Genomic DNA, 24,608 nt, shown 5'->3' with positions numbered 1-24,608 from the left:
TGCCACTGTGTTCTCCTGTGTTAATCCTATGCTGTCTCTCTTCATGACCAAAAACTATCACGTTGTTTAGACTAACTTCTTAATTTGCAATGAAGTTTAACGCTTTTTAAGGCGTGTTTTAAACCTATAACCACAGAGGATAGAAGTTAAAGCCAGCATTGTAAGGTAGTTTTGAGCATTTTTATCGTAACGTGGTGCAATCCGACGGAATTGCTTTAAGCGGTTAAAGATCGCTCAACGAGGTTGCGCTGGCTTGACTTAGCTTCAGATCACAAAAGCGATCGCTTCTCTTGAGCAAATCCGCAATGTCGAGCGATCGCCCAAAACAAAACCCCCAGTACGACTACTGGAGGTTAGTTATTTTTTGAACCATAGTCACCATTTCAAACACCTTGATAATGCTAGGAAAACAATAAGTAAGAATTTCCATTCAGAACTCGTTACTCTTTGCTCGGCAATGTTTTGGTGACTCTTTCCAATGCCCATTAAAATCTCAAACCAACGCCACCTTGTACAGAGATAGCTGTACCACCGCTATCACGGTAGGCATCAAAAGCAATAATAGCGTTGCCAAAAAGCACAGTATTGCTATTTGGGATCATATAATCAATACCCGGTTGTAAAGCAAAACTAATTTTGTCGCCGACAGGAGAAGAACCACCACCACCAGCCAACACTAACCCAGCACCCAGGTAAGCATCAGCTTGCCAGTTAAGGGGTAAATCGTAGGAAACCGTTGGTACAATTGCCGTATTATTACCAATTAACACTTGGGCACGCAGCGAAAGTGGCGCTTCCAAAAGCTTGTAGCGACCGGCTATAACTCCCCCCAATTGGATACCATCAGTAAAACCAAGAGTGGGGCCTATACCGATATAACTGCCATAGGCTACTTGAGCTTGTGCTGGTTTAGCACTTGCCAGACTCAAGACCAAGCCAGCCCCTAAAACTGAAACCAAATATGGAATATATTTCATAACCGAAATCCTCACACCAATTAGTCATTTGTCATTGGGCATTGGGCATGGGGCATTGGTTATTCGCCTTGTCTTCCTCATCTTCCCCTGCTCCCTCATCCTCCCTCATCCTCCCCTGCCCCTCTGCTCCCCCTCTCATTCTACGGGCAACTAGAATGAATGCCTCCTTGAGTACAAATGTATGCTATTTGCTTAGGATCTAAATTTTTGGCTTGAGAAAAATCAACCCCTTGGACTACGGCAGATACTGAGCCTAAATCTGGGGTTTCTACAAATTGATCGGCTGGATCTTGTTTAGTAGGGGCGAGAATTGCCCCTTTAAAATCTGCGCCGGCAACATTTGCCCCCCGTAAATCTGCAAGACTCAGGTCGGCATTTTGCAAGTTAGCGTTTTCCATCTGGGCAGAACGCAAGACAGCACCAGCTAGACGAGTGGCTCGGAGGTTAGCATTGCTGAGATTAGCACGATCCAAATAGGCTCCTGATAAATCTGCCCCTTGCCAATCAGTGTTCGTTAAGTTGGCAAAGGATAATTGTGTTCCTATGGCAGTAGCGCGACCTAAACGGGCAGCGTACAGATTGGCTTCGTTCAATTTAGCGTCACCTAAATCTGCTCCAGTCAAGCTGGCTTTTTCCAAAAGTGCGTTTCGCAGATCGGCTCCTACTAGTTGGGCGCTGTTGAGTTTAGCCTCATATAGACGTGCATTGGATAAGTTGGCTCTGTTGAGAGTGGCGCGGCTCAAATCGGTACGGTTCATCAAGACGCGACTGAGATTAGCATCAGTAAGATTGGCTTGCTGTAACTGAGCTTGGCTTAAATCAGCCATCACATCATCATAGGTATCCCAGCGTCCATCTTCACCCACGTCTCGAAAGCGGCTACCCTTAAAGCTGGCTTGGTTAAGATTTGCAGATTTAAACTTAACTCCTGACAAATCAAGGTTGTCTAGTACCAAGTTGAAGAAGGAACTTCCTGGAGTCCCGCTTTGACCTAGTTGGGTGCTACTAAGGTCAACGCCCTCGATTTTCCCGCTATAAACAGAGAGAATCTTATTGAGCGTTCGCTGGTTTCTTTGTAACCGCCCTTGCCGTAATTCCCGTTCTTGGGTTGCAGTACTACCCACAGCCTCTAGTTCGCTAACCAAAAACTGATTCTTATTTTTTAGTTCCGGGATGGCTTTGGGTCCGACAGTTGTTAAAGCTTGTTGAATCGTATCCAGAAGGGTGGGGTTAGTTTCGCTAACCAAGAGATTCGCCAGAAATTTGATGGACTCTGGGTCATTAAGACCACCTATAGCCAAAATTGCACTTTGGCGTTGCTCATTGTTCGCCCCAGAGTTGGGAGCTAGTTGTTTGACAAGTTCGAGGAACTGTTGGCTGTTGATTTTCTCGGTTGCTCGCTGGGATTGTTGAATTTGGATATAAACTTGAGTACCGATTAAAGTTGCCAATACAGCAGTCATACTCGTAAGCCCTACCCCAAACAAAGTCAGATTAGGATTTTGCTGTATCCGTCGCCAGATATTGGGCGACTGATTGGTTTGGGCTGCCGCTAATTCTTCTCCCTCCTGCCATTCTTCTGCTTCATCATTACCATCAGCAGACTGAGCTTGTTTGTTGTTAGCTAAGAGTGAGGATGGTAAGGGGCGAGTCGCATCTATTGTATAAGTGCCTGCAAGTTGATCGTGCAATGCGCGACGACCCCGGCGCGACGGTAAGCCTATCCCTTCACCCACAATCATTAACAAAGATAAAAATGTAAATAATCCTAAATTAGGAAAAGCAAAGCTGTAGCGCCACAGCAGATAGGCGATGGAAACGGGTACAGTCCAACGCCCAACTCCTTCTCTAATCACCACTGCTCCTAAACCAGGTGGTCTTCCTTGTTCGTTGACAACCCGCACTTTTAACCAACGTTTAGGAATTGTGCTACCAGTCTTAGCCAGTAAATACAATTGCCACCATGAGAGAGTTACAGGTGCTAACAGGGCGATTGTCCACAAAATATTAGTCGGCCATGCTACGTTACGGATACCATAGCTCACAGGTAGAGCCAGGGGTCTAGCGATCGCTCTTTCTGTAACTACCAGTACGGGGTTAAGGGGGACTCGATTAAAATCGCTTCTAGAATCGGCATAGACACCAATGCCGAAGGGAATCAACCCACTTGTAACCACTAGTGTAATTTCAGCCGCCCAAGCTGCAAACCTCCTGCTTGCTAGTAGCAGCGAATTGGCTCTTTCTGGTTGTTTGGATTGACCAGATTGATTACTTCTTTTAACAATTGGTGTCGTCATCGCATAATTTCCTTTGACATTATCTATACGCCGCGATCGGCAAAGTTAAAATAGACTAAGCTAATCGGCAAAAAGAAAAGCATATTGAAATAGAATGCAGTCATAAGTCAGGAGCCTTTTGTATCATGGCTCCTGACTTTCATAACTACAGGTATGCAAAGTAAATGCATATCAGCTTATTACTTACGTTGAAAGCTACTAGACACAAAAATTTTGTATCCAACATACACTAACACTGCCAAAAGTGCCAGACTAATTACAGATGCAACCAGTTTAAACACTGCTTGCAGCATTGCCAAGCCTACTAGCACCGTCACACCCGAAACTACCAGCTTTTTTGTTCCAGATAAGCTGTTGAACCAAATCTGAAATCGCTCCAGTTGCAAATTAAATTTGGCAAAAACAGATGCCTCAGTCTGTTTTTGTTCTTGTGGTTGGGGAACCACTTCCGGCGAAGAATTAATCTCTGCCTCTAGCTTATTGAGGCGACGCTGTAAGTCTTCTTCTCTTTGAGGATTCATCAATCTTTTCTACCTCAGCTAGGTCACTTATTCCATAACAGACCAACCAAATTATATTTTTGGTGGTTGTCTTAGTGATTTTAGCTAATGTCTGTGTATGCAATACCTTTCTGGGCAGTAAAAATTATGATGATTTTTGGAATTTTAACGTATTACGGATTGAAGTGTAAAATGTATAGTAGAAAATTTTGGTGGAAAAGCGCCACCACACATAGATAATTTGCATAGTTAATGGTCTTTATACCATCGTATCTTCACAAAAAATCCTTAAATAAATGGTATTGCTTTATACGGCAGATTTTGGAACCAAGATAGATTGCTACCGTCTATTAAATCAGACGATATAACAATATTGCTCTAAAAAAAATTGGAGCATTAATTAAAATGAAAACGCTTAGGCTACTTACAATTGTTCCCACAGCTTTGGCGATGAGTTTGGTTTTCGCCCAGACTAATTTGGCACAGACACCAACAATCCAAATTAATCGGAATCTCCAAGCAGATCCACTGATTTTGAAGGGAAAGTCTGGGGGAACTGTCAAAAGTAATTGTGGCAATATTACCACTGAACCTAATCACGTTATCCGGGTTACAGAATCACTACCTTATTTGCGATTAACAGTAGAGAGTGAAGGAAAGCCAACGCTATTGATCGATGGGCCTGGGGGGCGTTTTTGTGTAATGGCAGATAAATATTCTGGAGGCAAGCCAGAACTTTCTGGTTTCTGGCAAGCAGGAACATACTCGCTGTTTGTGGGCGAACAATCCCAAGGAAAGCCAAACTTTAACTACACCCTCTCAATCTCGCAAGAAACAAAGAAATAGTCATTTGTCCTTTGCTAATGACCAATGACCAGTGATTAATGACTAATCTTCCAGCGATTTACCTGGGATTTCGACAGCTTTGACATCAATTGTGCCTTCTGGTGTGAAGCGTTGAAAATGACTATTTTGTACTAACAGTGACTCTCCACAGTTAGGACACTGCAATTGACTGTTATTTAAACCTGTAAATTCATATCTACAGACGGGACACTGGTCAGCAATCAAGTTACGTTGCAGCCACCAACGAAAGCCAAAAAAAGCCACAATGGGTGCTAAAAACAGCAACCCGACAATAATTAGTAACGAATTAACCAACCAACCCAAGCCCAGTGATGCCAGCAACCAAATAACTGCCAGCAGGGTAAGCCAAGGGCGGAGATTTAAAAGATTCAATTGAAATGACTTAAAGCTCATTTTTTAAATGTCGTCCTGCTCTCCTTCTAGGATAGCGATTTTAGTCATTGGTCATTGGTCATTTGTCATTTGTCATTTGGACTTAAATGGACTTCATTACTGAGGATAGAAGAATTTTTTGTAAGTGCTGTTGAAAGGCATCTATGCCAAACAGACCGATCGCTTGTTCTCGTAGCCATTCTCCATTACATCGCTGGTCATTCCCTTGAAGCATTTCTATACAAGCTGTTGCTACCGCATCAGGACTGCGGTGCGGGACTCGCCATCCCAGTTTACCATCTTGCAAAGGATCAGCTGAACCATCGTCGTCACCGGATAACACAGGCACTCCACAAGCCATTGCTTCCAAATAAACTATGCCAAAGCCTTCTTGCGAAGGCATAATATAGGCATCAGCAAGGCGGTAATGTTCTATTAATTCTTCTGTGGCAACAAAACCAGCAAATACGACGCGATCGCTCACACCTAAATCTTTTGCAAGTTTAGCTAATCGCGGTTGATCATCTCCGCGACCAATTACCAAATATTTCACTTCTGGGAAAACTTGAGCGATTTGTGGTAATGCCCGAATTGTTACATCTACACCCTTGTAAATATCCCCTGACCATAACCGCGCTACTGTCATTAACACCTTAGCATCAGTTAAGCGATACTTCTTTTCTAATTCTGGCTGTTTGGAACCAGGAGTAAATTTATCGCCGTCAATTGCACAAGGCATCATCTGTACAATTTTCGGGTTTAGATTATTGGCAGCACAAGCGCGATCGCGGCTGTAACGACTAATTGTCCAAATTCCAGCTGCTGATGTCAGGGCGCGACGTTCTTGATTTTTGAGCGGTTCCCAGACTTCTTTGCCGTAAGTTAGCACTGTGTAAGGAATCCCCAAAGGCTGGCAAAGAGTTTGTACTAATATTCCTAAGTTAATATGACCGCAGAAAACTTGTTCTGGACGATTTTGCAATAGACATTTAAGTAAAGCTGCTGCCATTTGCAATCTCCCCAAATAGGGAGACTGATTTTTAAAGTAATGAAATTTTAAGTTCTTGTCTTTAAACGGATTTAAGCTCTCAGGACTATCTCGCAGCAAAAAGACTTCCGCTTTGTACACTTGGCTCAATCCCAGATAGGCGCGAAAAATATCTTTTATATATGATTGAATACCGCCTTCGTGGGCAAAAATTTCTAAAAACACGAAGACATGATTAGTTTTTTTGTTAATTTTATCACCTAACTTGAGGTTTTCTGTCACTGTAGTGATATACATGTTAGGTTATTTACACTCGCGGTAAGGGGGCGATGCCTGCGGCAAGGACTTCATCCAACGCACCGCTTTTTAACCGCTCTAAATCTGTTTTTACCATTTTTTCTAAAAGTTCTTCAAAGCTCACTTGGGGTTCCCAACCAAGGTTTATTTTAGCTTTACTGGGGTTAGCTACTAGTTCAAAATGCTCATCTTGTCGCAATAAGCTAGTATTTAAAACTATATGCTGCGTCCAATCCAATCCGACAGACTCAAAGGCTGCGGCAACTAACTCTCTAACACTGTGCAGTTTACCAGTGCCTATCACATATTCTTCTGGTTCATCGACTTGCAACATTAACCACATAGCTTCTACGTAATCACCCGCAAATCCCCAATCGCGTTTGGCATCTAAATTACCCATTTCTAAGGTGTCAGTTAAACCCAATTTAATCGATGCAGCTGCCAAAGAAACTTTGCGTGTAACAAACTGAGGTGCGCGTAAAGGAGACTCATGGTTATATAAAATTCCACTACAGGCAAATAGTCCATAGCGCTGTCTGTGATGCACCATAGTCCAATGAGCGTGCATCTTGGCCGCAGCATAGGGATTTTTGGGGCGAAAAGGCGTTTCTTCATCTTGAGGCGAAATAAATACATCGCCAAACATTTCTGAGCTACTGGCTTGATAAAATCTGGTGGATAAACCAACCTGTCGTACTGCTTCCAAAAGCCTGGTAGCCGTACCAGTTATTAAATCCAGGGTTCCCAATGGGTCATTCCATGAATCGGGTACAAAACTGGGAGCCGCCAAATTGTAAATTTCTTGGGGACGCAACTGTTCAACTGCGGTCAACAGCGCCGTATTATCCCTCAAGTCAACCGTAAAAATTTCTACCTGATTTGCCAGTGTTCCCAGTTTGGTCAAATTAGGTTGTCGATGTGGGGGTACTAATCCTACAACTCGGTAACCACGGTTGAGGAGCAAATGGCTGAGATAGTAGCCATCTTGACCAGTTATTCCTGTAATTAGGGCTGTCTTAATCATATTTTCTCCCCTATTTCCTCTATCTCTTTAAGCACAAAATGGCACTTGTTGGAGAACAAAAATAAGACTCTCAACACTGCTGACAAATATTAACAAGAGAGCTAGCATAACTCGAATGTTATCTTTACTGTATTCCTTAATTCTTTTTATACAACAATATTTTTTGAGGCTTTACAAAATACTCATTTATTATGAGCATTTTTACATAAAAAACATATTATCCCAATCCAGATAATATTGAGAAAGCAGTATACTCTTATCAATCAAATAACTATTTGTTTGGCTGAGGACTCCTGCCGCTCGTGCTTCTGTTTTGATGTGAGTGGCACTACTTCTCTACGTTACGCCTTTGCTCAAAACCCAAAATTGGCATCAGAAGTATTCTTACTTTTGTGCTTCTTGAGAGTATTTGACGATGAGGAGGCAATTTCTACCATCTGCACCACGTTCGTATACAACCCGATCAGCCAATCGGCGCAGGAGAAACCATCCATAACCGCCTACTTGCAGTGTACCTGGTTCTGGCTCTGCGATCGCATCAGGATTAAAAGGTTTTCCATAATCCCAAATTCTGATTTCTAGTCGGTCAATCCATAGATAAATGTTAATCTCAATGGTTGTTTCCGGGGGTAAAGCATGATGAGCGTGACGAACAGCGTTAGTAAAGCCTTCTGCTAATGCTAAATTTAGGCGATCAAGTTGGGTTTTTGACCAGCCAAGTTGAGACAAATGTTGCAGACAAAATTGCTCGAACCATTCTTGTACCTGGTTTAGGAGACTGAGTTCGCTCTTAACCGTCAGATGGTCTTGCTGCACTATGCTAAACATTAACTGTGACTTAAATATAAGTAAACCCAAGTTGCTAGTTATTAAATTTTGCACTATTCGCAAAATTTCTTTGATATAGAAAAATTTAAATTGAGATACTCTATGTCCCAAAAGACAAAACATGAAGGATTTTGGCATTTCGAGAATTGTAACTAGCAACTTACGTTAAGTAAGTGAAAAATGTTTGTATTTGATGAATTTTGGTGATTTTAACTTTTGGAATAGCTTTTCCATCCAAAACTTCAGACCCCAAATGCAATCTGAATTATTAAAATTGACGCCTGTAAATTTTTTTCAAAAGCACATCTGCATCTGCTCTTGAAACTCACAGGCGTCAAAGCACTTTGTGGTGACTAATTTAGAATAGTCCCAAGGTTAAAGATTTATCCAATGGCAAGGCAGCACCAATACCCAGCCACAAGGTGACAAGGGTACCAAAGAGGAACACTGTGGTTGCAACTGGACGACGGAAGGGGTTTTGGAACTTGTTAACGTTCTCAATAAAGGGAACGAGGATTAGCCCCACTGGTACGGAACCCATTGCTAACACTCCTAAAAGTTTGTTAGGAAGCGATCGCAAAATCTGGAAGACTGGATATAAGTACCACTCTGGCAAAATTTCCAATGGTGTGGCGAAAGGATTTGCTGGTTCACCGGTCATAGCGGGATCTAGCACAGCTAGAGCCACAATCGCAGCGAAGGAACCCATGATCACGATTGGAAAGACATAAAGTAGGTCATTAGGCCAAGCGGGTTCACCATAGTAGTTGTGACCCATGCCTTTAGCTAGTTTGGCTCTTAACTGAGGATCGCTCAGGTCAGGTTTTTTTTGTGTTGCCATTTTGAAATGTGCTCTCCTGCTTAACTTAAATTAAAGCATTTATGAAAGCTATCAGCTACTAGGCAACCCTAGCAGGCGGCAAACAGTATTTGTTTATTTCCGGCCAGCCGCCTGGAGGGTGTCTACAGCTTTAGCCTTCAGATACAAGTGTTTGTTTTTTGAACTTATGTACAGTTAATTTCTTGTGTTTCATAAGTTTAAAACAAACAACTTCATCTGGGAACTGATAAATGTTGCCAAGGGCTAATAGCTGAGATTACAAAGGCCCGGAAATGCCTTGTTTGCGGATCATCAAGAAGTGAAACAGCATGAAGACTGCAATCAACCAAGGCAGTACAAAAGTGTGTGCGCTATAGTAACGAGTTAGTGTTGCTTGACCAACACTTGAACCGCCGCGCAGCAGGTCGGAAATCAGAACGCCAACTACGGGAATTGCTTCTGGTACGCCGCTAACGATTTTCACAGCCCAGTAGCCAATTTGATCCCAAGGTAAGGAATAGCCTGTGACTCCAAAGGAAACTGTAATCACAGCCAAGATGACACCACTTATCCAGGTCAGTTCGCGGGGCTTTTTAAAACCACCAGTCAGATAAACCCGGAAGGTGTGCAAAATCATCATCAATACCATCATGCTGGCAGACCAGCGATGGATGGAGCGAATTAGCCAACCGAAGCTTACTTCATTCATGATGTACTCCACAGAGGAGAAAGCTTCAGTAACTGTTGGTCTGTAGTAGAACGTCATCGCAAATCCAGTGGCAAACTGGATGAGAAAGCAAACCAGGGTAATTCCACCCAAACAGTAGAAGATGTTGACGTGGGGAGGGACGTACTTACTAGTTACGTCTTCGGCGAGTGCCTGAATCTCTAGGCGTTCCTCAAACCAGTCGGAAACGTTGGCCATACAATCTCAAGTTCCTAAAAGTCGGTTGCGGTTGATAAATCCCGAAGTTCTAAATCGGCGACCAAAATTCTGATGATTTCAAGCCTCGGCATCCTGTGAGTTTGCCTTTAGGTTTTCCCGTTCGATAAAGGAAAGGGGTTGCCACAGGCTAGGGTAGCAGCAGAATTGTCTACGGACTTCTCATAAGCCGCCGCTCAGACTTCTCTCCCAATTAGCAATTTTGGGATTTTAGTAAAGGCGAGTTTTGTTTACTTGTCAGCTTTCAGCGTGCTAAGAGTCTTCAGAAACTTTACACTCTGTAAAGAAGGAATATATTGCGATCTCTTTACGCCCCTGCACAGAAAATGGTGGACACAAAGTAGATTTTATCCTTTGATGAGTGGATACAACGCATCAGTTGACTGAACAACTTGATGAGAGGAATGCACCACTTCTATAAAAAAAGTAACATAATCGAGAGATAGATTTCATCAACAACAGAGCAAGTAGGCATTTCTAGGCAATTTGGGTTGAGGTGGAATTGATAATGGGGTTCATGAACAAACAAGTCTTTCGGGTTGGATTTTCATTGTTAATGGCGTTTTGGGTGGCTTTGGGTACGCTCACCCAGCCGGCGATGGCTTTGACGACGGAACAAAAGCTGGTTTCGGAAGTTTGGCGAATTGTTAATCGCACTTATCTAGATGAGACGTTTAATCATCAAAACTGGGCAGCTGTGCGGCAAAAGGTTCTGGGGAAGCCACTGACAGGCTCAAATGCCAGTTATGCGGCAATTGGGAAGATGCTTAAGAGCCTCGACGATCCTTTTACCCGCTTTTTAGACCCAGAACAGTACCGCAGCTTACAGGTTAATACTTCTGGGGAACTGACTGGAGTAGGATTACAAATTGCTCTAAATCCTGACACTGGAAAGTTGGAAGTAGTGGCTCCGATAGCAGGTTCACCAGCAGATAAAGCGGGAATTAGACCACGCGATCGCATTCTCAAAATTGAAGGCGTTTCCACAGAAAATCTTACCCTAGATGAAGCTGCGACTAAAATGCGCGGCCCCAGTGGCAGCCTTGTTACTCTCTTGATCGAACGCGACGGAGAGGCAGAAACAGAAATTAGACTGACACGCGATCGCATTGCTCTTAACCCTGTGGTTTCAGATTTGCGTGTTTCTCCTGAGGGTACGCCCATTGGCTACCTTCGTCTTACTCAATTCAATGCCAACGCCTCAACGGAATTGGCACACGCTATTTCTAGTCTAGAAAAAAAAGGCGCTGGTGCCTACATTCTAGATTTACGAAATAATCCTGGGGGGTTATTACAATCAGGAATTGAAATCGCCCGTCTGTGGTTAGACTCTGGTACTATCGTCTACACTGTGAACCGACAAGGTATTCAAGGTAGTTTTGAAGCCTTTGGGCCACCTCTGACGACCGATCCTCTGGTGATTTTGGTGAATCAAGGAACTGCCAGTGCTAGTGAAATTCTTGCTGGCGCACTCCAAGATAATGGTCGCGCCCAATTGGTTGGCGAAACTACTTTTGGAAAGGGCTTAATTCAATCTTTATTTGAATTATCAGATGGTTCGGGCTTGGCAGTCACAATTGCTAAGTATGAAACTCCTCAACACCGGGATATCAATAAACTAGGTATTAAGCCAGATAAAGTGATTTCCCAAGATCCAATTAACCGTGACCAGATTGGCACGGAAGCGGATCTGCAATATCAAGCAGCAGTGGAACTTTTGAAGAAAAACTCGGTTGTGGCGGGGAAGGTGTAAAAAGAGACGCGATTAATCGCGTCTGTACAAGAGTTAGGAGACGCGATTAATCGCGTCTGTCAGTGCGAATTTTGTACCTTTGCCAACTTTCGACTCGACGCTGATTTGACCTGCATGTTTTTCTACAATAATTTGACAGGCGATCGCGGCTCCTGATTCCGTACTATTACTGGCAGCTTTCGTCAGAAAAAATGGTCAAATATCTTTTGTATCTCTTCAGAAGTTATTTATCAACAACAGGAAAAATTTATAACGGAATTTCAATGATAAATTCTGTCCCTTCACCCTTAACAGAGTTAAAACTTAATTTTCCACGGTGGGTTTCTTCAACGATTTGACGGGCAATCGCGAGTCCTAATCCAGTCCCTTGTCCGACAGGTTTTGTAGTAAATAAATGGTCAAAAATCTTTTGTTGGACTTCTTCAGTTATTCCTTGACCATTATCTTTAATATTAATAATTAATTGTTGCTTATTATCGCTAATTTTGGTAATAATTGTGATATAATTGATATTTTCTTTAATATCTTCAAAACTACGTCCAATATTTGACTCTTCCAAAGCATCAATAGCATTCGCCAGAATGTTCATAAACACCTGATTCAACTGTCCAGCAAAGCATTCTACAAGGGGTAGCTGACCATATTCTTTGATAACTTGAATTTCTGGGCGAGTTTCTGAAGCTTTCAGGCGATGTTTGAGAATCAGAATAGTGCTTTCAATACCATCATGAATGTTGCAAGCAATTGGGCGATCGCTATCAGCACGAGAGAAAGTTCGTAAGGAAGTGCTAATATCTCGAATTCGCTTCACGCCTTCTCGCATTGAACCGACTAACTTGGGTAAATCTTCGCGGATGTAATTTAGGTCAATTGCTTCGATTTCATCTAGAATTATTCCACTGGGAGTAGAATATTCCTGTTGATACAAATCCAGTAAACCAAATATATCTTTGATGTAATCTAAAGCAGGTTGAATATTACCACCCAGGAAGCCGACAGGGTTATTAATTTCATGTGCCACCCCCGCTACAAGGTTTCCCAGCGCCGACATTTTTTCACTTTGCACTAATTGCACTTGAGTACCTTGAAGTTCTGCTAGTGCTTGTTCTAGATTTTGTTTTTGTTGTTTGAGTTGGTCTTCAGCTTGGCGACGCTCGGTAATATCTTCTGTCACGGATAAAATACCGAATATATTCCCCTTGGCATCGCGTAGAGGCATTTTGCTCGTATCCAACCAAACTTTTTGACCATCTGGCCGTTGCAATTGATCAATTATATGAAATTCTGCTCGACCAGACTCCATGACGTGGCGATCGTACATCATAAACAAATCAGATTCTTCTTTGCTGAACACTAAGTCATAGTCGCTTTTACCCACAATCTCATCAGGAGAATTTAAGTTTAGGACATCAGCAAAACTTTGATTACAGCCCAAATAAACTGAATTGATATCTTTCCAGCCTACCCAGTGGGGAATAGTATCAAACACTAAGCGCATCAATTGTTGAGTTTGCTTCACGGTTTCAATCGATGCAAATAGTTCCTGAGTTCGTTCTGCAACTCGTTGCTCTAGTTGCTGGGTGAGTTGTTGCAGTTCTGTATTTCTGGCTTCCAGAGACTGGCTCAATTGGCTAATTTTTAAGTGCGATCGCACCCTTGCTAAAACTTCACTTTGTTGAAACGGTTTGGTAATGTAATCAACGGCTCCAAGTTCAAATCCTGTGACTTTGTTTACCGATTCAGATAGGGCGGTGATAAAGATAATCGGAATATTTTGGGTTTTAGCATTAGCTTTGATGCACTCACAGGTTTCAAAGCCATTCATCCCCGGCATCATTACATCTAGTAAAATCAAAGATACTGGAGTATGTTCCAGTTGTTGTAGCGCACTTTCACCACTGGTCGCGATCGCAACTTCAAAACCAGCATCGGCTAAGGTATCTGAAAGCACCTTCAAATTATTTGGTACATCATCAACAATCAAGATAATGCAATTCTCAAACGGGTTTGTAACAGAATTATTAGATGTAATGAAATTTCCAGAGAATGCTGTCATGGCAAAAATGGTAATGAGATGACAAAGGATTTATCACAGTAGAATTGAATGGATCAACTTTTAGCACTAGGAAGATACTGTTCAATAAATGTTCGGATCTTTTCAGTCTGAAAATTATCTGCATACTGACGTATTGCTTTGACAAATGGCTGGTACTGCCGATCAGCTTTTTCTAAAGTTTTTAGTTGTTGCTCGATTGCCATCAAGCGTCCCTGTAAGCCCAATGTGTATAGCTGCGACAAAACCTCATCGGGTGGGGGAATGATCTCGTTTGAAGTTGATGAGGATGTTTCTGGCAAATTCAATGGTTCAGGTATAGATTGATGCTCATAGATCCATGTCAAATTCAGGTATTTTTCTAACAACTTCAACAAAGCTGAGGCTTCTACAGGCTTGGGCAAAAAAGTATTAGCTCCGGCTGTGATACTCTCATTTTGATTACTCTCAAACACACTAGCCGAAGAAGCGATCGCCGGAACATCCTTCAACTCAGGAATCTGTCGCAACTGTCGCAGCATCTCGTAGCCATCCATTTCTGGCATCATCAAGTCTGTAATAATCAGGTCAGGATGAATCTCCTGCGCCTTTTCCAATCCTTCTCGACCATTGCTGACATCAATCACTGCAAAACCCAAAGGTTCCAATAAACTAACTAAAACCGAGCGATTCTCCCAACGGTCATCGACTACCAGCACCTGGCGCTTACTGCCTTCAAATCCGACAATCTTGCCTTGCTTAGTTGTTCGCACACTTGCTTTCCATTCTTCAGCTTCGGGAAGTTCGACCTCAAACCAAAAGGTGCTACCTTTTCCCAACTGGCTATCTACATTTAGGGTGCTACCCATCAGGGAAACAATTTGCTGACTGATTGCTAGTCCTAGCCCAGTACCTTCTCCTTGTTTTTTCACATCACCCACTTGTTCAAAGGGTTGGAAGATTTTCTTGAGTCCAGTTGGGGATATGCCGACCCCTGTATCTTCGACCTCAAAGCGGATTTGATAGGTTGCAGTTTCCAGTTTGTGAGTTTTAACGCGTAACGTAACTCCGCCTTCGTCAGTAAACTTAATGGCATTCCCTAATAAGTTAATCAACACTTGGCGTAGGCGTTTTTCATCGACTCTAATGCCTATGGGTAAATCAGAATCAGGTTGATAGGTGAAGGGAATTCCTTTTTGACCAGCACGCACGCGCATCATCTCCGCAATGCCTTCGATAAGCGCTGGGAAATACGCATCGCTAGGATACAATTCCAATTTGCGGGCTTCGATTTTGGCGAGGTCAAGGATATCGTTAATCAGATTGAGCAAATGATTGCCGCACTGATAGATAATATCTATACCTTTTTTAGCTCGTTCTGTTAAGGGTTCGCCGTTTTGGAGAATTTGGGCATAGCCCAGGATGCCATTGAGTGGTGTTCGCAGTTCATGGCTCATGTTAGCCAGAAACTCGCTTTTGGCAAGGTTCGCAGTATCAGCTTTCTCTTTTGCTTCTGCTAGTTGTAGTGTCCGTTCTTCTACCTTTTGTTCTAAGGTTGCAAAGGAGCTTTGCAACTGTTTGACCATGCTATTAAAAGATGCGGAGAGTTCTCCAAGTTCATCGGTGCGATTGCTCGGTAGAATCGCATTCCAATTCCCTGTTTCTAATTGCTTGGCGGCGCTATTGAGTTGTAAAATTGGTAGCACAACCAGCGATCGCGATAGCCAACGCACTAAAGCTACAGTCAATAACAACAAAGCGAAAAAATTTACTAGAGCAAATACCGCTACTGAATATTCTTGGCGAACTACAGAACTTGCATCCAATTCAACCACCAAGAATCCATTTACCCGACCCTGGAGATTGGTAATTGGGGCATAACCGGAAAGAATGGTTTCGCCATTTGCAGTTTTGTGAAATTCCCGATCGACAAACGGTGTATTTTGAGCAACGGCTATATACAAATCATCTAATGACTTTGTGTAATTTATGCCAGTCAATACAGTTTTGTCTCGGTCGGCAGGGTCATAGTTTAAGACATAGACAAACTTCTTATTTGGTTGTTCACGTACCGTATAGATACGTACAATATCTTTACTAGTTGCTTGAATAGCTACAAGCCTATCTTGATTGATTTTGTAAAAGGCTGAAGTGCGTAGGCGTAGCCCGTCGTTGACATCGCTTGGTTTAACAATCAATCCGTGATAGTCGCTATCTATTTGTGGAACTGCCAGACTGACAATCGCCAAAAGACGATTACGCATTGCCTGCCGTTGACTAGAGTACAACTGCCAGTACATTCCCGAAGCAATTGTCCCTGCCATCACCGCGATTAGCACTGAATAAGAAGCAATAATTTTTGTGCTGAGGTTCCAATTTCGCACGCTCTGTGGCTCCTTTTACAGCCCCAAACTACTGAGATGGGCAGTGCATTGTTAGTCACTCTCAATGTTGTTTTTGCCCAATTATTTCTAAGATGCCCACTTCACCTTTCAAATGAACAGTTTTAGGCATTTGTCATTAGTTATTAATTCTTCTTTCTCACTCCCTCATCTCCCCTCGCTTCCCCTGCTCTTCACGGGTTTAGCCCAAGGGTGGCGCGGTAAGCGGCGCGTTGAGACTCCAGCCCTATTTTGTTAGTAATTTGTTCCCATCTTTGTTCAATCTGCTGCATTGCCTGCTCGGTTGTAATTTTGTTCCCTAAGAACTTAGATACAACCTCATCAAGAACTTCAAATTGATATTGTTGATTATGGGGAATGGTCAAACTCAAAACCATATTGGGACTATTCAAGCTGATGCCGAGCGCTGCGAGATAGTTGTTGGCTGCTTCAGACGACATCCCAGATTTAATCCAGGGATCTGAGTTTTTAAATTGCGAAATTCGGTAGGGGTTGAAGCCCGTTGCTCCAATCGTCACATCCACGTTAGATTGAGCAGGCTGACTCATGTAAGAGAAAAACGAGTATGCGGCATCCTTCACTTTTGGTGCTGCCTTGGCATGAATTACACTTGTCCAACCGATATTGGCGGCATAAGGTGCATGATTGACACCATCAATGGCGTAAGGACAGGTAAATTTATCGCAGGCAACCAGTTTGTTAGTCTTGCGATCGAGGACTTGAGTAGCGCCTGGAGTGATGACAGCCCCTACTTTATCCATCACTTTAGACACAGATTGATCGATGGCTAAAGGGCCAACATCGCCCCAATCAATGGTCAGGGCGCACCTGCCAGTAATAAATAATTCTCTAGCTTTGACATTACCTAGATTCTTATCCTGAGGAATTCCATAGTCCATCGCTTGTTTATAAATATCCAGTGCTTTGGCAAAGGCAGGATTGTTCACCAAAGGCTTCATTGTGTCTGGGTCAAAAAATGTCCCTTGTGCGGTTCCCTGAGATTGCAAAAAAGGAGTGGCAATGGATATCAACAGGCTTGTGTTATTATCAGCAGCACCCTTGGACATACAAGAGCCATAGTCTGGTGTACCGTCACCATTCAAGTCTTTACCGTGAAACCCTTTGGCGATGGCTAGATACTCATCCCACTTTGTCGGAGGCGTTAACCCCGCTTGCTTTAACAAATCAGTGCGGTAATAAACCATGTGAAAGTCCCCATCCAACGGAATACTGTAGATGCGTCCTTTATAAGTCGCACTAAAATTCCGAAAGATAGGTGCAATATCTTCCCACTGGATGGCTGCATCAGACTTGACTCGCGCCGTTAAATCTTCCACAAAGCCAGCATCGATAAAGTCAATCTGCCATGAAGGCAAAATAATTGCCATATCGTACTTTGAAGCACTGCTAGACCAGTCCTTTTGCAGTGTGTTGTATAATTTTTGAAAAGGAACGCCCGTCAGATTGACCTTCGCTCCAGTCAAAGCTTCAAACCCAGCAATCCGTCTTTTAGTACCTGTACGAACGGTTTCATCCTGAGTGATTATGTTAATTGTTACACCGTCAAAGCGTTGTGCAGTTTCCTTGATCTGGGTGGGCTGGGGTGCTACAGAGATTTGAGAGTTGGGTGGAGAGAAACTGCAACCTGGAATCCCTAAACTCAACCAGAGGGCGGCAAAAAAAATTAGACAATATCGAACTCGCTGCCATTGAGAGCGAAAGTTTTGCCAATAAGACATTTTATAATTCCGCCAAATCTTGAAAATTTACAGATTTATTATTCCCAGATATCTTAATTTTTTATTACGCTTGGATTAAGCTTTTTTGCTGTTGCTGAATCATGGGATGATTTCGCTCACTTTGGAACGAGTTTTCAATGGTTTCAACCGCCTATTCATCAGCATTTATGCAACGCACTGAATTCTTCAAGAATCCAAAAGTCCTGCCACTGTTTTAACTGGTAATTTAATGATAAATTCTGTTACTTGCCCCAGTACAGAGGTGCAGATAAGTTTGCCACTGTGGGTTTCTTCGACAATTTGATGAGCGATCGCAAGTCCTAATCCTGTCCCTTTACCGACAGCTTTAGTCGTAAATAAATGGTCAAAAATCTTTTGTTTTACTTCTTCGGTCATTCCCTTACCATTATCAGCAATGATAATTTTTATCCAGTCTTCTTCTACGGAAGTTGTAATTATAATTCGATTACCCTTAAGCTGAATATCCTCAAAACTGTGTCCATTATTCGATTCTTCCAAAGCATCAATAGCATTAGCTAAAATATTCATAAATACCTGATTTAATTGACCAGGAAAACATTCAATTTGAGGTAGATTTCCATAGTTTGTGACTACCTCAATTGCGGGATGCTGTTCGTTCGCCTTCAGACGATGTTTCAAAATTAAAATCGTGCTATCAATGCCTTGGTGGATATAAAATGGTACTTTATAATCTCTATCAGCACGGGAGAAAGTGCGGAGACTAGTGCTAATATTTTTTAATCTTTCACATGCCATAGACATAGAATCAATCATCTTGGGCAAGTCTTCTAGGCTGTAATTCAAGTCAATTTCTTCGGCATGTTCAAGAATTTTTTCACTTTTGCTGGGTAAAGTTTCTTGATAAAGTCTGAGATGTTCAAAAATATCAGTAATAGTCGGTTTAGCTTGTTTGAGGCTGGCGGCAATGAAACCCAGAGGATTATTCATTTCGTGAGCTACGCCAGCAACTAAATTACCCAGTGCTGACATTTTTTCACTTTGGACTATTTGTAATTGGGCATTTTGTAGATCGATTAGTGCTTGTTGCAAATCAAGCGATTTTTGCTGCAAGGCAAGTTCTGATTGTTTGCGTAAGCGAAGCTCGTCGTGGACATCGCTAACATCTCGCATCACAACTACTGCACCGAGTTTGTTACCCGAAGAATCAACAATTGCTTGTCCGCTTGCTAATAAAATTCTTTTAGAACCATGCTTTGGTGCAATGACCATTTCGGCATTTTCGACGATTTCTCCTTGCAAGGCGCGAAACAGAGGGATTTCCGTGGTTGATAGGGGTGTCTGCCCATCAGGTTGATAGAGATTGAAGTGTTCTGTCCATTCTTCTGCTGGTAATGATTCTACTGGTAAGCCATGAAACTCACTAGTTGCTTTGTTAAATAGAGTCAATTTACCAGTAGCATCGCAAACAACAATCCCATCGGTAATATTGTGAATAATGGCATTCAAGAACTCTCGTTCTTTGGCTAGAGATGCTTCGGCCTGTTTGCCATTGCTAATATCAATCACCACTCCATCCCAGATGATTGAGCCATCGGCTTGTTGCTCTGGCCGAGCAACAGATTGAATCCATTTCACGGTTCCTGAAAGCAGGATAATCCGCCATTCTTGCTCAAAGGGTGTGAGATTTTGGGCAGAGTAGGCGATCGCTTCTGCAATAGCTAGTTGATCGTCAGGATGATTCATAGTGTAAAGGCTATGCGTCCCTGCCATCACCAACTCTGGCTCTAACCCATATAAGTCGAAACAGCCAGAGCTAACATAGGGTGTTGAAGTTGAACCGTCAGCCTCCAAACGGAATTGGTACACCATACCAGGAATATTATTTGCCAAATTTTGGAAGCGGGTTTCACTAGCCTGCAATTTTGCTAGAGATTGTGTTAGCTGTTGAGCATAGTTTTGGGAATTTCGATAAAGTCGGGCATTTTCCAAAGAAATTGCAGCTTGAGCGCAAAGTAAGTTCAGTAGTTCGACGCGATCGCTTGTAAAGGCTCCGGTTGCTAAATTGTTTTCTAGATACAATATGCCCAACAACTTACCCTGATGCAAAATCGGGCAGCACAAGATACTTTTAGGCTGCTGTCGTTGAATATACGGATCATTAATTAATTGCGGATGCACCCTAGCATCAATAATCACTGCTGGTTGTAAGCTGCGTTTGACGGTATTAATTAAACCAACTGACACATCAACAGAGTCTTCAACAGACTGTGGGTTGAGCAACATTGAGTAAAAATCGACTTTTGCAGCCTGTTTCTGTCCACCACTCAAGGAAAGCTGTGCTAACGCCTGAATTAGCAAACGATCTGACTCTAAAAGCATGAACACACACTTATCGGCTCCCGCATTTTCAATGATGATATGCAGTAATGCTTTTAGCAATTTTTCGAGTTCGATTTCCCCTGAGATAGTTTGATAAGCTTTGAGAATGGCAGCTAAATCTAAAGCAACAGAGACGCTGCTACTGCTGGAAGTGGCAAAACTAGTGGATGTGACACTCCTCAATGTGAAGATAGTTTCGTGAGTGGAGAGGGAAGAACGGGTTTGCTCAAGGATGGGAGCGAGGAGTTGGGGATAGCGTCGTTCCAAGTCGGCGACTTTGGCTTTAGCGCCCCAATGAGCATAGTCATAGTAGGCTTCGATCATGTATTCCTGGGCAATCCGTTCTTTGCCCCAGTTGAGGTAAAATTTTGCAGCTAGTTCATTGGCGAGAGCTTGTTCGTTAATGAACTGATGTTCTTTAGCAAGAGTAATTGCTTGGTCATAACACTCAATAGCTGCGATTTTTTCACCCAAAACCCGATAACGTTCAGCCTCTACTAAATACCATTTATGCAAATAATTCATTGGGGCATTGTGCGCCCACTGGTGCAAAATAGTTTGATGGGTGACAGCAACAGCAAGCATTTCGGCTTGCTCTGCTTCTGACTGGGAGGGGAACAGTGCCAGGTGCGTTAGTGCGGCATAAAAATGGAAAACAGGAATAAAAACCAATCCCGATACTGCCATCAAATAGGGCTTGACTGTGGTGATGTAGTTAAAGGCAGCCTGACAATTGCCAAAGCAGTAGGCAAGCAGCAGTTTGTAGATGTAGACAACGGCGATCGTAGTGAAATCATTATCCTGCTCTTGCTTCGGCAGCATCACCGTTTCATTGTAGAGAGTGCCGATTAAACGATCGGGTTGGTTCACCGTTTCTCGCAAATGCTGCACCGTTTGCCGCGTGATGTCTGAATGAATATGCGCCGAATCTTGTTTCACCTTAGCCAGGGCAGCACTATAAGCGGCGAATTCGGGTTCTAAAGTATTCATATCTACACCTGCTAAAAGCGCAACATTCATGTAAGATATTATGCTGTAGCCAGCGTTGAGAAAATCGCCAGTTTCCATGCCAGTCGTGTAGCTATCTTTCAGCGTCGATATAGTTGCCAAGAGCGCTTCTTGGTGATGTTGGATGAAAGCACCAAACAGGTTTAGAGTGATGGACTTTGTTTCCTGAGCATTCAAACGTTCCAGCAATGAGAGCGCTATTCTACCAAACCCATAGCCTGTTTCGACTTCACCCAAAAAGGCACACAGCACCATGCCATGAATTGCATATCCTACCGTCGAGGCAGGGGCATTGCCAAATTGGAGGGACAACTGCACCATTGTCGCGCTCAACAGGGGGAGTAACCCTGGCATTCCCTGGATCACTGGTGGAAACAACACTCCTAACAATTGCATCGCAGCAATTGCAGTGCGATCGCTCATTACAGGCAGGTCAATCAGCTCGGCAATATCCCTGCTCTGGAAAAGGCTTGCAATGTCTTGTAGCGCTTTGCTGATTTGCGCTTCATCAGTTGCAGCAAGATCCACCCCTAATTGACTCAGAGCCTCTCTTCCTACCGCGATCGCCTCTAACATTTGGCTGCGAGCTGTTTGGGCAGCGATTTGAATTTTGTAGATTTTAACTTTGTCGAAAATTGTCTGTGCCTGTTGTAATATCAATGCGGCTTGCTGTTCCATGCCCTTAAAGTCACCATTCAAATAAGCAACTTCGGCAGCCGTAACATATAGATTCAGAGTCAATTCATACTGATATTGCCAGCGATCGCCAGGAAGCAGGTCAATGCCCGTAATCAAATAAGCCAGAGCAGCACTGTAAGCCGTTGCTGCTCTGGCTTTGCGTCCGGCAACAAGATTTAACTGGGCGAGTTCATGGCGTTGAGATGGTTGAGTAATCAGAGATTGTCCGACATTGAGATGATTGACGATATCAAATAATTTTTCGCCTTGATCATTGAGCGAAGTTTTCTGCAACAACAGTTGTCCAATTTTCAAATGAGTTGCCTGTTTTTGCTCGTCAGGAATCAAAGAATAGGCGGCTTGCTGAACGCGATCGTGCAAGAATTTGTAAACTGTTATTTGTCCTTTGTCATTTGTCATTTGCAAATGACTAATTACCAATGAGGAATCTTGGTAAAACTTGTAAACCTCGTTGGTTGGAATCACCAATCCTTCTTGTAATGCTTTCCACAAGTCCACGGCGATTTCTGTTTGCGATTTTTCCGAAACGATCGCCAAAGTCGCCAAATCAAACTGATTGCCGATACAGGCTGCCAGTTTCAAAACATTTTGAGTGATGTCGGGTAATTTCTGAAGCTGTTGTGCCATAAATTCCACCACATCATCGGTGAGAGCAAGCGATGTCTGACGACAAGCCGCTACGCGTCTACGCACTTGTGTTACATCATACTGCCACCCCCCTTGACTTCCCCCCTTAGCAAGGGGAGACTGAAGCGGGTCAAATCTAATCAGCCCATCCTCATGCAGCGCTTTTAAAAACTGAGTTGTAAAAAAAGGGTTGCCTTTGGCTTTTTGATAAACCAACTCTGTCAATGGTAATACTTGGCCCGTTGCACAACTGAGGGAATCGGCGATTAAATGGTTCACATCTGCTTGACTCAAGGGAAATAGAGTTAGAGTGTTGACGCCAGAAGATTCCTTTTTGATTTCATCTAGTGTCAACATGAGGGGATGAGCTGCAAACACCTCGTTATCGCGGTATGCGCCAATAATGAATAGATAACCGCGATCGCTCTGGGACATCAACAGCTTCAGTAAATTGAGCGATGCCGAATCTGCCCACTGCAAATCATCGAGAAACATCACCAATGGATGCTCTGGTGTGGTGAAGACTTTAATAAACTTTTGGAACAGCAGATTGAAACGGTTCTGTGCTGCACTGCCCGATAATTCAGGGGATGCAGGCTGTTTGCCGATCATCTGCTCCAGTTCAGGAATCACTTCGATCAGGACTTGCCCGTTCTCTCCAACTGCCGCTAAAATCTTACTCTGCCATTGCTTGAGTTGGGTATCGCTTTCACTAAGCAACTGTCCCATCAAATCACGAAAGGCTTGCACAAAAGCAGACAGAGGAATGTTGCGGTTGAACTGGTCATATTTGCCCTTGATGAAGTAGCCGTTCCACCGCACAATCGGCTTATGCACTTCATTGACAACTGCGGTTTTACCAATACCAGAAAAACCTGCCACCAGCATCAGTTGAGAGCCACCATTGGCAACATGACCAAATGCTTTCAGTAACGTTTGTACATCCGATTCGCGTCCGTAGAGTTTTTCTCTGATGAGAAAGCGATCGCTAATATCTTGCTGTCCCAACTCAAACCAGGTATGTTTGCCTGTTTCTCGCCATTGTTCTAGGCAAGTAACGAGATCATGTTTAAGCCCCAGCACACTCTGATAACGGTCTTCCGCGTTCTTCGCCATCAGTTTGCGGATAATTTCACCCAGCATCAAGGGCAAATCGGGATTGAAATCGCAGGCTAAGGGTGGAAGTTTGGCAATGTGGCAATGCACCAACTCCATTGGCTCCTGGGATTCAAAGGGCAGTTGTCCACTTAGTAGTTCAAAGAAAGTCACACCTAATGAATAAAAATCGCTGCGGTAGTCAATACCCCTGTTCATCCGCCCAGTTTGCTCTGGCGACAGATAAGCTAGCGTTCCCTCCAGCCCGTTAGGACTTTGGATCTCCTGGGTTTCTCGTGGTAGAAGCGACGCAATACTGAAATCAATCAGCTTAATTTGTTTGGTGCCAGGGTGAATTAAGATGTTAGCTGGCTTAATGTCTTTGTGAATGATGCGTTGTTGATGTAACTGGTGTAGCGTGTCTAGCAGTTGCAGAACAATGGGTAAGAATTGCTCTAAAGTCAGTGTTTTTCCTTGAGTAAATTGCCGCAAGGAAATACCACCAAAGTCCTCCATTACCAGGGCATAGCCATTGTGATAGGCTTCCAGGCTGTAGGGTTTTATAATGCCAGAAATATCTAAGTTTTTGGCGATCGCATATTGGTTGCGAAACTGTACTAATTCGCTAAAAGTTGGGTATTCTCGTTTTAAGAGCTTGATGACAACTGGTAGGCGTTGGCGAAGCCCACCGAAGGTATCGCATTCTTGTACTGCCCGATACACTTGGGTACGAGAACCTGAATAAAGTTGCTCTATGATTTGGTATCCAGCGATCCTTAAAGTTCCATCAGCTTTTGCGCTCATAAATTTTTACGGGAATTCCTGTGTACTAAAGTTAGAATTCCCAGGAGAATATCTTGGTTAACAAACGTTACAAAACTTGCATTTGTCATTTGTCATTGGGCAGGAGAGAGGGAGTTAAAACTTAGACATTGAGCTTCAGAAGATCAACATTTAAGTTTTAACTATCCATGCCCCA

General features: G+C 43.1%; 15 protein-coding genes. 2 read left to right on the top strand and 13 right to left on the bottom strand.

Annotation, left to right across the window (positions count from 1 at the left end; genetic code table 11):
* Window positions 1–485: 485 nt before the first annotated feature.
* From V7K25_RS17555 to V7K25_RS17545, 3 genes are all read right to left on the bottom strand, one after another.
* Window positions 486–977 carry a hypothetical protein gene (locus V7K25_RS17555; protein WP_335159806.1) on the bottom strand — a complete coding sequence of 164 codons (492 nt, stop codon included), beginning with the start codon at window positions 975–977 and terminating at the stop codon, window positions 486–488.
* Window positions 978–1,117: 140 nt separating this feature from the next.
* Window positions 1,118–3,274: a pentapeptide repeat-containing protein gene (locus V7K25_RS17550; RefSeq protein ID WP_335159805.1), complete on the bottom strand. Its 2,157-nt coding sequence runs from the start codon at window positions 3,272–3,274 to the stop codon at window positions 1,118–1,120.
* A 179-nt stretch (window positions 3,275–3,453) separates the two neighbouring features.
* Complete coding sequence (locus tag V7K25_RS17545; protein ID WP_229468360.1) at window positions 3,454–3,795, bottom strand: hypothetical protein; 342 nt, start codon at window positions 3,793–3,795, stop codon at window positions 3,454–3,456.
* Between the two features lie 384 nt (window positions 3,796–4,179).
* Between V7K25_RS17545 and V7K25_RS17540 the strand changes: the two genes are divergently transcribed.
* Entirely contained in the window at window positions 4,180–4,620 is a 441-nt protein-coding gene (locus tag V7K25_RS17540) for a hypothetical protein (protein WP_335159804.1), read from the top strand.
* Window positions 4,621–4,662: 42 nt separating this feature from the next.
* Here the strand turns inward: V7K25_RS17540 and V7K25_RS17535 are convergent, their stop codons facing one another.
* From V7K25_RS17535 to petB, 6 genes are all read right to left on the bottom strand, one after another.
* Entirely contained in the window at window positions 4,663–5,034 is a 372-nt protein-coding gene (locus V7K25_RS17535) for a hypothetical protein (RefSeq protein ID WP_335159803.1), read from the bottom strand.
* Between the two features lie 82 nt (window positions 5,035–5,116).
* On the bottom strand, window positions 5,117–6,298 hold the full coding sequence (locus tag V7K25_RS17530) for a glycosyltransferase (RefSeq protein WP_335159802.1): 1,182 nt from the start codon (window positions 6,296–6,298) through the stop codon (window positions 5,117–5,119).
* Between the two features lie 10 nt (window positions 6,299–6,308).
* Window positions 6,309–7,322, bottom strand: a complete 1,014-nt coding sequence (locus tag V7K25_RS17525) for a GDP-mannose 4,6-dehydratase (RefSeq protein WP_335159801.1) — start codon at window positions 7,320–7,322, stop codon at window positions 6,309–6,311.
* 384 nt (window positions 7,323–7,706) lie between these two features.
* The gene (locus V7K25_RS17520) at window positions 7,707–8,150 is read right to left on the bottom strand and encodes an ATP-binding protein (RefSeq protein WP_109012771.1); all 444 of its coding nucleotides are present in this window, start codon (window positions 8,148–8,150) and stop codon (window positions 7,707–7,709) included.
* A 358-nt stretch (window positions 8,151–8,508) separates the two neighbouring features.
* Window positions 8,509–8,991, bottom strand: a complete 483-nt coding sequence (petD, locus tag V7K25_RS17515) for a cytochrome b6-f complex subunit IV (RefSeq protein ID WP_334708485.1) — start codon at window positions 8,989–8,991, stop codon at window positions 8,509–8,511.
* A 256-nt stretch (window positions 8,992–9,247) separates the two neighbouring features.
* A complete protein-coding gene (gene petB, locus V7K25_RS17510) occupies window positions 9,248–9,895 on the bottom strand; it encodes a cytochrome b6 (protein WP_100900603.1) in 648 nt (215 codons plus the stop codon).
* A gap of 526 nt (window positions 9,896–10,421) precedes the next feature.
* Here petB and ctpA point away from each other — a divergent pair.
* Window positions 10,422–11,666: a carboxyl-terminal processing protease CtpA gene (gene ctpA / locus V7K25_RS17505; RefSeq protein ID WP_335159800.1), complete on the top strand. Its 1,245-nt coding sequence runs from the start codon at window positions 10,422–10,424 to the stop codon at window positions 11,664–11,666.
* Window positions 11,667–11,913: 247 nt separating this feature from the next.
* Here the strand turns inward: ctpA and V7K25_RS17500 are convergent, their stop codons facing one another.
* From V7K25_RS17500 to V7K25_RS17485, 4 genes are all read right to left on the bottom strand, one after another.
* Window positions 11,914–13,722 (bottom strand): hybrid sensor histidine kinase/response regulator, encoded by a 1,809-nt coding sequence (locus tag V7K25_RS17500; RefSeq protein WP_335159799.1) that lies wholly within the window; start codon window positions 13,720–13,722, stop codon window positions 11,914–11,916.
* 53 nt (window positions 13,723–13,775) lie between these two features.
* A complete protein-coding gene (locus V7K25_RS17495; protein WP_335159798.1) occupies window positions 13,776–16,082 on the bottom strand; it encodes an ATP-binding protein in 2,307 nt (768 codons plus the stop codon).
* 191 nt (window positions 16,083–16,273) lie between these two features.
* Window positions 16,274–17,839, bottom strand: a complete 1,566-nt coding sequence (locus tag V7K25_RS17490) for an extracellular solute-binding protein (RefSeq protein WP_335159797.1) — start codon at window positions 17,837–17,839, stop codon at window positions 16,274–16,276.
* A 186-nt stretch (window positions 17,840–18,025) separates the two neighbouring features.
* Entirely contained in the window at window positions 18,026–24,433 is a 6,408-nt protein-coding gene (locus tag V7K25_RS17485) for an ATP-binding sensor histidine kinase (RefSeq protein ID WP_335159796.1), read from the bottom strand.
* Between the last annotated feature and the right edge of the window lie 175 nt (window positions 24,434–24,608).

The sequence above is a fragment of the Nostoc sp. genome (assembly GCF_036919495.1).
Lineage (GTDB): Bacteria > Cyanobacteriota > Cyanobacteriia > Cyanobacteriales > Nostocaceae > Nostoc.
This window is presented reverse-complemented; position numbering and strand designations above follow the sequence as displayed.

Excerpts from the sequence above, each read along its gene's own strand:
- V7K25_RS17555 (WP_335159806.1), bottom strand. The coding sequence starts at position 977 with ATGAAATATATTCCATATTTGGTTTCAGTTTTAGGGGCTGGCTTGGTC.
- V7K25_RS17550 (WP_335159805.1), bottom strand. The coding sequence starts at position 3,274 with ATGACGACACCAATTGTTAAAAGAAGTAATCAATCTGGTCAATCCAAA.
- V7K25_RS17545 (WP_229468360.1), bottom strand. The coding sequence starts at position 3,795 with ATGAATCCTCAAAGAGAAGAAGACTTACAGCGTCGCCTCAATAAGCTA.
- V7K25_RS17540 (WP_335159804.1), top strand. The coding sequence starts at position 4,180 with ATGAAAACGCTTAGGCTACTTACAATTGTTCCCACAGCTTTGGCGATG.
- V7K25_RS17535 (WP_335159803.1), bottom strand. The coding sequence starts at position 5,034 with ATGAGCTTTAAGTCATTTCAATTGAATCTTTTAAATCTCCGCCCTTGG.
- V7K25_RS17530 (WP_335159802.1), bottom strand. The coding sequence starts at position 6,298 with ATGTATATCACTACAGTGACAGAAAACCTCAAGTTAGGTGATAAAATT.
- V7K25_RS17525 (WP_335159801.1), bottom strand. The coding sequence starts at position 7,322 with ATGATTAAGACAGCCCTAATTACAGGAATAACTGGTCAAGATGGCTAC.
- V7K25_RS17520 (WP_109012771.1), bottom strand. The coding sequence starts at position 8,150 with ATGTTTAGCATAGTGCAGCAAGACCATCTGACGGTTAAGAGCGAACTC.
- petD (WP_334708485.1), bottom strand. The coding sequence starts at position 8,991 with ATGGCAACACAAAAAAAACCTGACCTGAGCGATCCTCAGTTAAGAGCC.
- petB (WP_100900603.1), bottom strand. The coding sequence starts at position 9,895 with ATGGCCAACGTTTCCGACTGGTTTGAGGAACGCCTAGAGATTCAGGCA.
- ctpA (WP_335159800.1), top strand. The coding sequence starts at position 10,422 with ATGGGGTTCATGAACAAACAAGTCTTTCGGGTTGGATTTTCATTGTTA.
- V7K25_RS17500 (WP_335159799.1), bottom strand. The coding sequence starts at position 13,722 with ATGACAGCATTCTCTGGAAATTTCATTACATCTAATAATTCTGTTACA.
- V7K25_RS17490 (WP_335159797.1), bottom strand. The coding sequence starts at position 17,839 with ATGTCTTATTGGCAAAACTTTCGCTCTCAATGGCAGCGAGTTCGATAT.
- V7K25_RS17485 (WP_335159796.1), bottom strand. The coding sequence starts at position 24,433 with ATGAGCGCAAAAGCTGATGGAACTTTAAGGATCGCTGGATACCAAATC.